The sequence below is a fragment of the Pallidibacillus thermolactis genome (assembly GCF_025660415.1).
Classification (GTDB): domain Bacteria; phylum Bacillota; class Bacilli; order Bacillales; family Caldibacillaceae; genus Pallidibacillus; species Pallidibacillus thermolactis.
The window spans coordinates 1-14,432 of sequence record NZ_JAOUSE010000065.1 but is presented as its reverse complement, the minus strand read 5'-3'; the positions used below and the strand labels follow the sequence as shown (position 1 = coordinate 14,432).

Annotated in this window: 15 protein-coding genes; 10 read left to right on the top strand and 5 right to left on the bottom strand. The window is 34.0% G+C overall.

Annotated elements, in window-relative coordinates:
• Nucleotides 1–200: 200 nt before the first annotated feature.
• Complete coding sequence (locus OEV82_RS14535) at nt 201–677, top strand: DUF2975 domain-containing protein (RefSeq protein WP_263062271.1); 477 nt, start codon at nt 201–203, stop codon at nt 675–677.
• A 9-nt stretch (nt 678–686) separates the two neighbouring features.
• Nucleotides 687–902 carry a helix-turn-helix domain-containing protein gene (locus tag OEV82_RS14530; RefSeq protein ID WP_263062270.1) on the top strand — a complete coding sequence of 72 codons (216 nt, stop codon included), beginning with the start codon at nt 687–689 and terminating at the stop codon, nt 900–902.
• Nucleotides 903–1,139: 237 nt separating this feature from the next.
• Here the strand turns inward: OEV82_RS14530 and OEV82_RS14525 are convergent, their stop codons facing one another.
• Nucleotides 1,140–1,835, bottom strand: a complete 696-nt coding sequence (locus OEV82_RS14525) for a YetF domain-containing protein (protein WP_263062269.1) — start codon at nt 1,833–1,835, stop codon at nt 1,140–1,142.
• Between the two features lie 88 nt (nt 1,836–1,923).
• Here OEV82_RS14525 and OEV82_RS14520 point away from each other — a divergent pair, with 88 nt between their 5' ends.
• From OEV82_RS14520 to OEV82_RS14495, 7 genes are all read left to right on the top strand, one after another.
• Nucleotides 1,924–2,262, top strand: coding sequence for a hypothetical protein (locus tag OEV82_RS14520; RefSeq protein ID WP_263062268.1), 339 nt, complete (start codon nt 1,924–1,926; stop codon nt 2,260–2,262).
• 106 nt (nt 2,263–2,368) lie between these two features.
• Entirely contained in the window at nt 2,369–2,581 is a 213-nt protein-coding gene (locus tag OEV82_RS16210) for a DUF3953 domain-containing protein (protein WP_407672778.1), read from the top strand.
• A 381-nt stretch (nt 2,582–2,962) separates the two neighbouring features.
• Entirely contained in the window at nt 2,963–3,142 is a 180-nt protein-coding gene (locus tag OEV82_RS14515; RefSeq protein ID WP_263062267.1) for a hypothetical protein, read from the top strand.
• 164 nt (nt 3,143–3,306) lie between these two features.
• Nucleotides 3,307–4,014, top strand: a complete 708-nt coding sequence (locus tag OEV82_RS14510; RefSeq protein ID WP_263062266.1) for a FadR/GntR family transcriptional regulator — start codon at nt 3,307–3,309, stop codon at nt 4,012–4,014.
• Between the two features lie 36 nt (nt 4,015–4,050).
• Nucleotides 4,051–4,770 carry a (Fe-S)-binding protein gene (locus OEV82_RS14505; protein WP_263062265.1) on the top strand — a complete coding sequence of 240 codons (720 nt, stop codon included), beginning with the start codon at nt 4,051–4,053 and terminating at the stop codon, nt 4,768–4,770.
• A gap of 16 nt (nt 4,771–4,786) precedes the next feature.
• Nucleotides 4,787–6,211, top strand: a complete 1,425-nt coding sequence (locus OEV82_RS14500) for a LutB/LldF family L-lactate oxidation iron-sulfur protein (protein ID WP_263062264.1) — start codon at nt 4,787–4,789, stop codon at nt 6,209–6,211.
• Nucleotides 6,211–6,912 carry a LutC/YkgG family protein gene (locus tag OEV82_RS14495; RefSeq protein ID WP_173658482.1) on the top strand — a complete coding sequence of 234 codons (702 nt, stop codon included), beginning with the start codon at nt 6,211–6,213 and terminating at the stop codon, nt 6,910–6,912. The genes OEV82_RS14500 and OEV82_RS14495 overlap by 1 nt, the downstream gene beginning before the upstream one ends.
• 61 nt (nt 6,913–6,973) lie before the next feature.
• On the opposite strand, the gene OEV82_RS14490 is transcribed toward OEV82_RS14495, so the two are convergent.
• From OEV82_RS14490 to cls, 4 genes are all read right to left on the bottom strand, one after another.
• The gene (locus tag OEV82_RS14490) at nt 6,974–8,158 is read right to left on the bottom strand and encodes an FtsW/RodA/SpoVE family cell cycle protein (protein WP_263062263.1); all 1,185 of its coding nucleotides are present in this window, start codon (nt 8,156–8,158) and stop codon (nt 6,974–6,976) included.
• Between the two features lie 439 nt (nt 8,159–8,597).
• A complete protein-coding gene (locus OEV82_RS14485) occupies nt 8,598–9,764 on the bottom strand; it encodes an MFS transporter (RefSeq protein ID WP_263062262.1) in 1,167 nt (388 codons plus the stop codon).
• 208 nt (nt 9,765–9,972) lie between these two features.
• Nucleotides 9,973–11,163 carry an MFS transporter gene (locus OEV82_RS14480; protein ID WP_263062261.1) on the bottom strand — a complete coding sequence of 397 codons (1,191 nt, stop codon included), beginning with the start codon at nt 11,161–11,163 and terminating at the stop codon, nt 9,973–9,975.
• Between the two features lie 170 nt (nt 11,164–11,333).
• Complete coding sequence (gene cls / locus OEV82_RS14475; RefSeq protein ID WP_173662560.1) at nt 11,334–12,782, bottom strand: cardiolipin synthase; 1,449 nt, start codon at nt 12,780–12,782, stop codon at nt 11,334–11,336.
• A 358-nt stretch (nt 12,783–13,140) separates the two neighbouring features.
• Here cls and OEV82_RS14470 point away from each other — a divergent pair, with 358 nt between their 5' ends.
• A complete protein-coding gene (locus OEV82_RS14470) occupies nt 13,141–14,226 on the top strand; it encodes an ATP-binding protein (protein ID WP_263062272.1) in 1,086 nt (361 codons plus the stop codon).
• Nucleotides 14,227–14,432: the final 206 nt, after the last annotated feature.

Genomic DNA, 14,432 nt, shown 5'->3' with positions numbered 1-14,432 from the left:
ACTTTAAAGGAGTTGGCCGGATTTTAAAAAAGATAAATTTTTTATCAAGAGAGTACCCTAAAATAGTGAATTCGCTTTCATTGTTAGGGAGAAAAAAACTGCCCACAAATACTTGACTCAATCATTTAATAAATATTTATTGAAAAACAATAAAATGTCGTTTATAATCAATAACATCCCAATGATGTGAGGTGTTCAATATGGAACGAGCGTCAACGCTCTTATTAAAAATGGCAGTTTTTCTGTTAGCCAGTCCCGCGATTGCTTTCATCCTATTAGGATTACCCTATTTAATCCAAAACCCTTTTAACACGACTTATGCCCATATACTCTATCCCATTGTCATCGGCATCTCCTTAACAATGATCCCATTTTTCTTTGCGTTATACCAGGCTTATAAGCTATTACATTATATTGACAAAAGGCAAGCATTCTCACAAATTTCTGTTTATGCTCTAAAGAAAATTAAATGTTGTGCATGGTTCATTAGTGGTATTTATATTGTTATTTTGCCTTTTTTATACTTTGTTGCCAAATTGGATGATGCGCCTGGAATCATGGTTATTGGGATGGTTGTCGTTTTTGCATCGTTTCTTATTGCTGTCTTTGCAGCCCTTTTACAAAGACTGTTACAAGAAGCAGTAGATATAAAAACTGAAAATGATTTGACAGTCTGAGGTGATATTATGGCCATTATTGTAAATCTTGATGTGATGTTAGCAAAACGAAAAATGAGTGTGACAGAGCTCTCAGAGAAGGTTGGCATTACAATGGCAAATATCTCAATATTGAAAAATGGCAAAGCAAAAGCGATTCGCTTTTCAACTTTGGATGCGATTTGTAAGGCATTGGATTGCCAGCCTGGGGATATTTTAGAGTATAGAAGTGATAAAGAAGTATAACCTTTGATCTTATCCATGGGACTGTCCAAAATAGTAGAATTTGAAGTAGATATGGCGGATAGGCGGTACGAAAAAGATTTTTCTGTGTGCAGAAACAGTAAAGCATTATCAGAGTCCAGCCCGAACATTATAAGCTTTTGTAACAAAAGCGTTGGATGCGCGTCCGCCAAAACCAAAATATTAGTACTTAATTTCTGGATAGTCCCATGTTTTTATAAAAAGGCAAAAAAGATAGCGTTAAGATCCATTATGATCTTCGTATAAATCGACAAAAAGTTCCCCATCCGAACTAACTTGTGCTAAAAATACCTCATCCGTATTCGTAGCGCCTTGTTTTCGTATTTCTTTCATTAACCATTCCTCGGTGTAGCCTAATGTAGCTAAATTTTTATATAAAATTTGTCCATCTACAATAAGTAAAGTTGGCGCCTTTTCTTGTTTTAATACCATTTTTAACATTTGTGGAGTTACAGGCTGTTGGGATGTTTTTTTCAACACACTAAGTTGCCCATTCGTTTCTAAAATTGCGATTTCTACATCAGAAATCTTAAAAATATTTTTCTCGCGTAAAAGAAGCATGAGTTCTTCAATGGATAAAAATACTTTTTTCATGCTTTTTTCAAGGATCTCTCCATTTTTTATGATAATTGTAGGCTTACCATCAATAAGTTGCTGAAATGTTCTCGATTTTAAACTGATTATAGCTAAGATGAATGGTATAAGTCCCCAAATAAGTAAGGAAGTGATTCCGTTTATAATTCTCACATTTTGATCAAAAGACATTTCTGCCGCAATTGAACCAATAGTAATACCGACAATATAATCAAAAAAGGTAAGTTGGGATACTTGTCGTTTTCCCATTAATCGAGTCAATAAAAGCAACACGATAAAGGAAATGAGGGAACGAATAACGATAACGATTAGTTCGGGCATTTTTAAACCCCCTGAGTTTTTATGTAATCTTTTCTTAGTATAGGTAAAAATAATCGTGAACATTCACGATAAAAGGTGGGACGGAAAGATGTTAAAAAAAATTATAGGAATGTTTGTGATTGTACTTATACTTTCGGGGTGTTCAAATTTAATAGGTAAAGAGGAATTTACCAATGCATTAGATCAACTTGAACATTCGATGGAACAAAAAGAATGGAGACAGTTGAAAAGCCAGGGGAATGATTTGCTTAATATCTATGATGCCAATAAATGGAAATTACAATTAATCGGGGTTGAACAAGAGTATGAAGAGTTATATGAAACGATTCATAAACTACTTGTTGCTATTGAAGAAAAAGATATAACTGAAACAAAAATTCAACTAGCAACGATTAAAACGATAATTACAAATATGTATTCATTATAAGGCATATCTAAATAAAATATGATTAAGTAAGAAATTTGAGAGGAATTTATTTTATGTTGGGGGGATATCGTTAAAAATACTTAGACTTATTTTATTTATCATTATAGTGGCATTACCCATTTATAGCTTGTTAACTGGTGCACCTGGGGTAATAATACCTTATACATTGTTATTCATAGGGATAATGCTTTTAGTTACTGGGATTACTGAATTTCAAAAACGAAAGGCAAATACCTTTTCTTATAGCTGGATTCAACGTTTTTGTTTCAATCTATATTTTATTGAGTTAACGGGTGCGTTTGTTGAAGAAGACTTGTAACGAAGGGTTGGCGGCGAATTCAGTGGCGAAAGCAAAAGCTTTTGTGCTGAAATCGTAAGCATCGAGCACACGAGCCATAAGACCACGTCAACGTTCATGTTCGTTTAAGGTGACTGATGCTGTTCCTTTGAATGGGCGTCCGCCATCATACCTATCAATAAACATAGCATCAGACTTTCCCGTTTTACGGACAGTTCATACTGTTTGTGATTTATCAAAATCTAATATTTTGTGAATTCGTCTGGCTATCACCTTCTCCTCATTTTTTGTAGAAATTGCAGGAATAATTGAATTAACACTTTACTATACAGTATACTTGACTGGATAAGAAATTTTCGTTTTTTTTTTCGATAAATTTAAGTGGTATAGGGGGAGAAGTGAATGGTTGAAAGTATAGTATTAGGAGATGTGATTTTTCAGTTCTTTATTTTTTTAATTTTCGTTTCCATCATCTGGTTGATTATTTCGATTGTCAAACAAGGCAAAACAAGAAAAGTGCAATTAGATAATATCGAAAAAAAGTTAAATATGATTATGGAAAAATTAAAGAATAATCAGTAGGGAGTGCTGGAGTATAATTCCAGCATTTTCAATTATGATTATTTTTTCAACAAAAAAATCTTAATAATTTGATAAAATAAAAGAAAATCAGTACCATATAAATATAGTCATCTGATGACCTTATTACTGCCGTGATCAAATGGATAGGGGATGAAAATGAAAAGATGAAATATAAACGAATTCGTACAAAAAAAATTTATGAAGAAGTTGCAGATTCAATCATAGAAATGATAAAAACAGGCCAATTAAAACCAGGTGACAAGTTAGAGTCCGTTGAAAAATTGGCCGAAAATTTTGGTGTTGGAAGGTCGGCCATTCGTGAAGCATTGAGTGGGTTACGATCGATGGGCCTTGTAGAGATGCGACAAGGAGAAGGAACTTATATAAACGGTTTTGATCCCGCAAAATTTACGTTACCGGTAAGTACGGCCTTTCTCATGAAAACAAAGGATATAAAAGAATTATATGAAGTTCGTAAAATACTTGAAGCAGGTACTGCAGGGGTTGCTGCATTAAAGCATGACAAAACAGATTTAAAATCCATTGAAAACGCTTTAAGTAAAATGGAAGCAGCAAAGGGAGATGAGGAGGCTGCCGCAAAGGCTGATATTGAATTTCATATGGCAATTGCTAATGCAACCCATAATGATCTTTTAATTCATTTAATGGGAAGTGTTTCTGATCTCATCCGTGAAACAATTAAAGAAACACGACAAGTATTATTGTACTCGGAAAATCGTCCAGAAAAATTATTGAGGGAGCATAGCGAAATTTTTAAAGCAATTAAAAAAAGAGATGAAATTGAAGCACGAATGGCGATGTACAAACATTTAGAAGGTGTTAATCAAGATTTATTAAAAGTACTAAATTAGTAGGTTATGAAGTTTTATGAAGTAGAGGTGTTGACAATGAAAGTATCGATCTTTGCTACATGTATAAGTGATATCATGTTTCCGAATGTGGCAAAAAATACAGTTGAAATTTTAGAACGATTGGGGTGTGTAGTTGACTTTCCTGCAAGCCAAACATGTTGTGGACAACCTGCCTATAACAGCGGGTATCTCCAAGAAGCTAAAAAATCTATGAAACAGATGATTCGTGCATTTGAAAATTCCGAATATGTCGTAGGTCCTTCTGGTTCGTGTGTTAGTATGATTCGTGAATATGAAAAAATATTTAAAGGGGATCCCGTATGGGAAGAACCTGCTAAATCTCTTTCAGCTAAAACATATGAGCTTACCCAATTTTTAGTAAATGTTTTAAATATTACAGATGTAGGTTCTACATTTAAAGGACGGGTAACTTATCATCCATCTTGTCATATGACTCGTTTATTAGGTGTTAAAGATGAGCCTAAAATTCTCCTGGAAAAAATTAAAGGAGTTGAATTGATTGAACTTCCTCATGCTTATGACTGTTGTGGATTTGGCGGTACTTTTTCGGTGAAAAATTCAAAAATATCGCAAGAAATGGTGAAAGAAAAATCGCAACATGTTTCTGAAACGGGAGCAGAATATTTAGTTGGCGGTGATATGGCTTGTCTTATGAATATTGGAGGTCGTATGCAACGGGAAGGGAAAGACGTACAGGTCCTTCATATTACTGAAATTCTAAATACTGTCAATTAAAGGGGTGAAGAAAAGTATGAGTTTAAAGTTAAAGGAAGTACCTTATAAACAACGAATTGAAGAAGGAATTCAAAATGACTTTGCCCGTCATGCAGTCGCTAGTGCGCAAGGTCGTTTTAGAACTGGACGTTTAACACAAGCTGAAATTTTAGGAGATTGGGAAGATTGGCGACGTTTAGGTCAACAAATCCGCTCACATACGATTGAAAATCTTGATTACTATTTAATGCAATTAAGTGAAAATGTTGCTAAGCGTGGTGGGAATGTATTTTTTGCATCAACGGCTGAAGAAGCGAATGAATATATTAAAAAGATTATCAAGCAAAAAAATGCTAAAAAAGTCGTAAAGTCGAAGTCAATGGTAACGGAAGAAATCAAGTTAAATAAAGCTATTCAAGAGGCAGGAGCAGAAGTTGTTGAGTCTGATCTTGGTGAGTGGATACTACAATTAAATGGTGATCAACCATCTCACATTGTTACACCGGCATTACACAAAGATCGTGAACAAATGCGACAAACTTTTGCGGAAAAACGTGGTTATACAGGATCTAATGATCCAGATGAGTTGGCACGCTTTGCTAGACAGCAATTGCGAGATGACTTTTTATCTGCGGATGTCGGAATTACAGGGTGTAACTTCGCTATTGCTGAATCAGGTACCATTACACTTGTGACAAATGAAGGAAATGCAGATATGGTTTATTCCGTTCCAGATACGCTGATTACCGTTATGGGAATGGAACGGGTTGTACCAACTTGGGAAGAAATGGAAGTATTAGTTAGTCTATTAACCCGTTCAGCCGTCGGTGCTAAAATTACAAGTTATATTACAGCTTATACTGGAGCACGTTCAGAGAAAGAGGTAGATGGACCGGAAGATTACCATTTAGTAATCGTTGATAACGGGCGTTCAAGCATATTAGGGACAGCTTTCCAACAAGCATTAAATTGTATACGTTGTGGCGCGTGTATGAACGTTTGTCCGGTATACCGTCACATTGGTGGTCATGCCTACAATTCTGTTTATCCAGGACCGATCGGGGCAGTGTTAACTCCATTATTAGACGGTTATGATGATCATAAAGAATTACCATACGCCTCTACATTATGTGGTGCTTGTACTGAAGCGTGTCCAGTAAAAATTCCCCTTCATGAAATGTTAATCATGCATCGGCAAGCCATTGTTGAAAAAGAAAAGAAAGCACCCTTGTCTGAAAAATTGATGATGAAATGTGTAGGAATGTGGGGAGGAAATCCAACAATCTACAACATGAGTACAAAATTGGCTCATACCACATTAAAACCTTTAGCAAAAGATGATGTGATTAAAAAGGGACCAGGACCGTTAAAGGGCTGGACAGATGTTCGTGATTTGCCTGTTCCTCCTAAACAAACATTCCGTGATTGGTTTAAAAATAGAGATAAAGGTAGTGAAACGTAATGACGGTATATAATCGGGAGAAATTCTTAAATCATATTGCCAAAAGTCTTGGTCGTCCTCGAAAAACAGAAAGGGTTCAACGCCCAAATTGGAAAGTGACACCACAAACGGAAAAATATAAAGATAAAACAAAAGAACAATTAATTGAAATGCTTACGGAACAAGCAATGGAAATAGGGGTTACTGTCAAACGGACAAAGAAAGAGGAGCTCGTCCGAGTGTTGAAGGAAGCTATTAAGGCGTATGGTGGTGAAAAAATTGTAACTGCAAAGGACGATCGTAACGTTGAATATGGATTAACGGAATTTTACAATTCTGAACCGAACTTGCAAGTACATATTTGGGATGATTCAATCGGGAAAGAAAATATACGAATTGCTGAACAAGCAGACATTGGCATTACTTTTAGCGATATAACCTTAGCTGAGACAGCAACAGTAACCATTTTTAATAATAAGGATAACGGTCATTCAATAGCCATTATGCCGAAGGATTATATTGCGATCATTCCGACAAGTACAGTCGTTCCCCGATTTACGCAAGCAGCAAGTCATATTCATAAACGGATTGCTAATGGAGAACAAATAGAAACTTGTGTGAGTTTTATCACCGGTCCAAGTAATAGTGCAGATATTGAAATGGTCCGTGTTGTTGGTGTCCACGGACCAGTACGAGCAACCTATATTTTAGTAGATGAATAACTTTGGTTTTGATAGGTTATCTCCTGTGGAGGTAACCTATTATTTTATATTGGAAGTAGCGCTATTCAAAACCATCTAAAGCACTCTCATTTCTGAACATATACTGTCTTCCATTCACTTTCATATTCATAACAAGTCCTAAAGTGACCATCGCCGTTATCAGGGCACTACCGCCATAACTAATAAAAGGTAAGGCGACACCTGTAATTGGCAATATCCCAACACTCATTCCAATATTTTGAAAAACTTGGAATAAAATATATCCCGTAATCCCAGCACCGAGATATTTTCCATAGTTTTCATGATAAGATAATGAGATGGTTACAACTTTATAAATTAATAACAAGAATAACATGATGAGAAAGGCAGAACCAATAAAACCAAATACGCTGCCGATGACAGAGAAAATCATGTCTGAATAGGCTAATGGAATCTCGGGATTATAATCCTTGGCAAATTTATATCCATTTATATTGCCAGCACCAATATGAGTTATCGATTGGATCATTTGGTGAGCAGATTGTGGATATTCCTCTGGTTTTAACCAGCCATAAAAACGACTAGCAACGTGATCAGGAAGCAGTCCTAATATATGATTGAAGAAGAAAGATTCATAACGAAAATAAATATAAACGAAGGTTGCACCCAATGTCATCGGAATCGATAATATAAAGGTGAATATCGTTCGAAAGCGAATATTTGAAACAAATACCATGCAAATAAATATAGATAAATGGGTTAACATATTTCCTAAATCAGGATAGAAAAACAATGTGATCATGATTGGTAAAAGACAAAGGACCATTTTACAGATTAAAAACAGCTCATTTCCTAAGTTATTCTTTTTATATTTATGATTGTCTAAGATTTTCGCTAAAATTATGATAAAACCGAATTTCATAAGCTCAGCCGGTTGAATAGACACTGGCCCAATAATGTACCAACCAAGAGCTCCGTTTAGTTCCTTTGAGATAGACCCTGTTAGAAAAATAATTCCAACAAGTAAAAGTAAGCAAATGAAATAAATATAGGAGGAAAAGTATTTAATCATATCTAAATCGATTATTGTTAAGATAAAAAATAGAACGATAGAAATGATATAAAATGCAACTTGCTTATATGTATAATTTTCATTCGTAAAATTCATTTCATATGCTGCCGTTAACGTCATACAGCTCATAATTGCTAGAAGGAAAATAATGAATAACAAATGGATATCTAATTTGTCCAACCATTTTTTTATCATCTGACGGCTCCTTTAATCTTTAATCGCTATTAAAGAGAAACCATGACCGAAGGCGAATTTCATTTTTAGAAATTTTTTTCTGTCATAATAATAATGTATTTTTTATGTGAAAAATACGGTCTTATTACCTAATGGTGAGACGAAATGTGATGTCATTGTCAATTTATGATTAAATACGAATGATTATTATGAAAAGAATCAAAAAAATTATTTACAAGAGAAGGAGCTGTCTGTCTAATTAGAGAAAAGTAATGGAAATTGAAGTAGAAGTGTAAATACTTGGATTCCTTATGTATGATCTATAAAGAATCCATTGGGAACAGCAAATGCTTTTGTCTGAAAGTATAAACGTCAAGTCCATGAGCCTATAGACTTGACACGCGCGGTACACCATCCCCAACGAAAAATATCCGAAGTGGTACTTATTGGAAGTAGTAAATTAATATTTTTCTATAGTTCTTAATTGAATACGGTACACTTGATATAAAAGAAATGCCACAATGGATAAGAAGGCACCGGATATGTAAGGCAGGAAAATATTTAGCGAGAATATAAGTCCCCCAAGAGGTGGACCTATGATTCTACCTAATGAGTCAAAGGAAGAAAGTAAACCAGTTATATTCCCTCGTCCAACCTTAGAGGTTTTTGTAAGCAATGCAGAAACAGCCGGTCGGATAACCCCATTTCCGATCCCAAAAATCGTTAAGTAAATGGCTGCTGTCACAAAATTATTAGTAAATAAAATTAATCCGAATCCAATAATAGATACAATAACTCCAGCTTGGATCACTTTCCCTTCGCCAAATTTTTTTGCTAACGGTCCGATGACACCACCTTGAACAATAGCACTACCGAGTCCCATGATCATAAAAATGTAGCCAATTTGCTTCGATTGTAATCCTGCTTGTTCAGCTGCAAAATAGGCGTAAGTGGCTTCTAATCCCGCTAATGATACGGAAATGAAAAATTGTAAAATAAATAAAATCGTATTCGCACCTTTAAAGGCATTCCATCTCGAAGAAGTCGTATTCGTATCTTTATGTCTTTTTTCTTTTGGGAATGATTCTTTTAATACAAATAATACAAGAAAACAAGTCATTATGGATGAAAAAGCAGCAATATAAAATGGCAAGGAATAATCGATATCAGAAAAAATCCCACCGACTGCAGGTCCGAATATAAAACCTAAACCAGTTGCTGCACCAATAATCCCCATACCTTTACTACGCTCTTCTTCTTTTGTAATATCTGCTGCAAATGCCATCGCTGTCGGCATATTGGCAGCTGAAAGGATGCCCCCAAATATTCTTGCCACAAATAACATCCATAATGAATCAGCAATAGCCATTAAGAAAAAGGATACAGCCAAACCGCTTATTCCAATCAAAAGAATCGGTTTTCGTCCTATCCGATCAGATAGTTGACCCCAAATAGGTGCAAAGATTAATTGCATAAAGGAGTATACAGCCATTAATAACCCTAATTCGGTAGGTGAAGCACCTAAATCTTCGGCATAAAAGGGGAGGACAGGAATGATGATTCCGAAACCAATGAAAACTAAAAACATGATGAAAAAAAGGACGGTTAATACTTTTTTTGTTTCCATATCTAAACCTCGTTTTATTGAAATCATTTTAAAATAATATTTTGAGAAAAGCTACTTAATTTATTTTAACTGTTTTTAAATTGTGAATTCAACTTTCATACAATAGAAAAAGAATGTGATGAAGTATTTTTAAATTTAGAAGGGATCAAAATCATTAGTCAAAGTCTCCATAATTAAAAAGCCGCTATTTTTTAGCGACTTTTAACAATTAACTTTTCAATGTTGAACACTTCATTTTCTCAGCATTTTTTACAAATGAAATCGAAAGAAGTGCTAATCCCATACAAATGGCAGCCATGAAAAATAATAAATGATACCCAGTTAAATCAACGAAATATCCCATTAACGGAGGCCCTATAATCGCAGCAAGAGAAGATACGAGATAATACATGCCAGTCCTTGTTCCGATTGCGATTTCAGTTCCTGTTGCAACGATAAATGGATAGGAGTTAATATTTATACAAGCCCAAAACATGCCACCAATAAGTAACAACATTCGTAATCCTAAAATTGAATCTACGAAATTGACACTTAAAAAAATTGAAATGAGTCCAATCAGTCCTACCATAATTACTCGTTTTTTTCCAAACTTTGCACCGAGCCATCCACTTGGAATGGCAAATAAAAGAAAACTGAATGCAAAGAATGATAATGTGAAGGAAGCCTGACCGTCGGACATCCCAAATTCATTCGTTGCAAATAAGGTAAATAATGCTTCAATTCCTTGATAAGCAACAAACCAAAAGAAAATCGCACATAAAATAAACAATGTTGATGAATTTAATTCCTTTTTCATTCGAATCTTTTGTTGTTTATCTGAAACGTCATAGCGAATGGCATCTCGATTTTCTTTAATCGATGAGGTGACAATAAATAATGCAGCTAGTAAAACGAACGCTGCCGCCCAAAAAGGTATTGTTTGATGTAAATCATACAGGAAAGCCCCGCCTGCTAAAGCTAGAATCGAGCCGACACCCCCCATAAAGTTTATGATCCCGTTAGCGGTTGTCCGTTTACTTTCCACTGTGATATCGGGCATCAGTGCAATAGTTGGTGATCGGAAAATCGCCATTGTGATATTTAAAGCGAGCATGAATAGAATCAAGGTAAGTAAGTTAAAATGCAGTGGCACTAAAACGACAAAAACAGCAGCCAGTGGCATTCCCAATATTAAATACGGCATTCGTTTACCAAATCGAGTGTTCGTTTTATCACTGAGATTACCAATATAAGGTTGTAAAAAAAGCGCAATATAGTTGTCCATCGTCATTAAAAAACCAATTAAGGCAACATTGTTAGGGATAAATTCTTCTAGAAATAAGGGGACAAAAGCGTTGTATAAAGCCCAAGTGAGACTAATACTTAAAAAACCAAATCCAAGGAGCCAAGTTTTCTTCATTCATTTTCTCCCTTCTATATCATCGTTAGGTTTATTATAATTTTAATATTCAGAAAATAACACCTGTTTTAATGAAAAAAGAATATTCATTTTTGTAAGAGTGGTTCTGTTATACTTTAACCAATCGAAAACAAGCGAACCAAAAATGGACCGCTTGTTTTCAGAAGACATTATAAAATTGGTGAGAGCAACCGTGAAATGGACTCCTTAAAACGTATGATTAATGGTCTTTGTAAATATTGGTCATAAGTGAGTCGACGCGATTTCTTAATATCTTGTTCAAATATATGAACTAAACGTTTTGCCGTTTGACTATCATAGATGAATGCATTTACCTCAAAGTTTAATTGAAAGCTTCGGACATCAATGTTTGCTGTCCCTATTGATGCTGCTAAATCATCAACTACAATCATTTTAGCATGGATAAAGCCATTATCATATATATATACGTTGGCTCCAGCTTCTAACAGCTCCCCAATATATGATAGCGTTGCCCAATATACAAATAGATGGTCTGGTTTGTTCGGAATCATAATATTTACTTCAACGCCAGATAAGACCGCAATACGTAAGGCATCTAAAATACTATTATCTGGAATAAAGTATGGTGTTTGAATATAAATCGATTTTTTTGCTAACGAAATCATTTTTATGTAGCCATTTTTTATATGCTCGTATTGGGAGTCTGGACCGCTCGTTACAACTTGAATTGGAATTTTTCCTTTTTGAGTGATGTTTGGAAAGTATTTTGGATCATAATAGATATCATTTCGGTCAGAAGCTTGATTCCAGTCTAATATAAAACGAATTTGTGCCGCATGGACTGCCGTACCTTCAATTCGTAAATGGGTGTCACGCCAATAGCCGAATTTTTTTACTAATCCTAAATATTCATCTCCGACATTAAAACCACCGAGATAGGCGATTTTTCCGTCAATAACAACAATTTTTCTATGATTTCGAAAATTGATTCGTAAATTGACGAGGGGAATTTTTGAAGGGAAGAAAATTTCCACATATCCTCCCGCTTTTTTCAATTTATTGAACGCTCTTTTTTTAATTCTCCGTGACCCCATTTCATCGTATAACACTTTAACTTCTACGCCTTCTTTTGCTTTTTTTGTCAGTAAATCAATTAGCTTCGTCCCTAATTGATCGTCACGAAAAATGTAATATTGCAGGTGAATATGATGTTTTGCTGCTTCTATATCCTTAAACAAAGCATGGAATTTTTCTTTTCCATCGGTAAAGATATCAAGTTTATTGTCGTTCGTAATTAATGCATGATTATTTGATAAAAATAAATACATCATATCACGATATTTTTCCAGTTCTTTGCTTAGAGGATGATATTGTTGATTTTTTAAAGTATTTTTTTGCTTTTGTATTAAATCATCTAACCCAATTTTCTTTAGGTCTTCCCAAACGAATAATTTTTTACGCTTCAAATTTTGTCCCAGTGTTAAGTAAAGTACAAAACCGAGTAAAGGGATAAAGAAAAGCACGAGTAACCAAGCCCATGTTGAGCTTGGATTTCTACGTTCAAAAAAGACGACAATCGATGCGAAAATAAAGTTTAAGAAAAATATGGACGTAATAAATACAGTTAAAAAACTCATATAAGTAACGCCTTCCTATTGATAATGATAATAGGTAGAACTGATAAAAATAATTATTTGAAAATAAAAATTAGGATCGTGCAGTTGCATTTATTCAGTACACTCAATCATTATATAGCATATTCGTCATAAATGAAAACAAATAGAAATGAGTGTCGTTAAATTGAAAGATTATGCTTATTTTTACGTCGGTTCTTTTAATTTATTTAAATTTTATTTAAATTTAAATAAAATTTTGTTATAATACACTTTAATAAATGACTAGATATACGTAATACTTTTTTAATATAATAATTAAGACGATGATGCCCTGTATACAATTTATTTTATTTTTCAAGTGGAAATGAGGTTGAAAGCAGTGTCAATTCTTTCTCAAAACCAAACCGATCACGAAAACGATAAATTGATTGTGATCGTCAAACAAATTATGGAATACATTTCCAATTTATATAATCATGTTTTTATTAAAAGTACAAAAGACGGAAAAATTAATTTTGTAACATCTAATATCAAGTCCGTATTAGGGTATCAAGAAAATGAATTATTAAACAAAAATTTACAAGATTTAGTCCATGAAAATGATTGCAAACAGTTGCTTGATTTATTCAATGGACGGGTTTCACAACACTTTTATAAAATAACGTTACGATTAAAGAAAAAGGATGGGATATATTTACCGATCATACTCATTATTAATCCGATAATAAATCAAGTAAAAAACATTAAAGAATATTTTTATGTGATTAAAGAAATGCATATTACACAAGTAGATAATTTATTACAAAGTGATAAAATGGCATTAATCGGTCAACTTGCTGCTGGAGTTGCCCATGAAATCCGTAACCCATTAACTTCGTTGAAAGGTTTTATTCAATTAATGAAATCGGATACGAAACTGAATATGGATTACTTAGAAATTATGGAAAGTGAAATTGATCGGATTGATACGATTTCTAATGAATTAATGGCATTTGCTAAACCATCGCCGAAGGATTATCAATTACATAATTTACAATCTATTTTTGAAAATTGCATGACTTTATTGGAAAGAGAAGCGATTCAGCGAAAAATAAAAGTTGTTCGAAAGTTTGAAGACGAACAAGTTTATGTCTATTGTGATGATCAAAAGATCAAACAAGTCATAATTAACTTAGTAAAAAATGCTATAGAAGCCATGGAAAAACCAGGTTGTTTAACGGTTCAACTTCAGAAAAAAGACGAATTTGGCATGCTATCCATCCAAGATGAAGGAACCGGGATACCAAAAGATTTATTAGAAAAACTTGGTCAACCATTTTTTACAACTAAAACAAGCGGTAATGGACTTGGGCTTATGATGTGCTATAAAATTATTGAAGAACATCATGGGAAAATCCATGTTGAAAGTGAATGGGGAGTAGGTTCCACATTTACTATTTATTTACCGACAAGTCCAACTCAATAATACCATACGTATAATTTATTTTTCTTTTGGAATTATTTTTATTTATACATAATATTATACAAAACAAAAACTCGCAAATTGCGAGTTTCAGCTTGTAGACAAAGTCCCTAACTAGTGGCCAAATCTACAGGCTTTTTTTGTATAATAGGGATAGAATTCTTGGTTAACGGGGGAAATTTAGGATGTTATCGAAGCGTACAGACAAT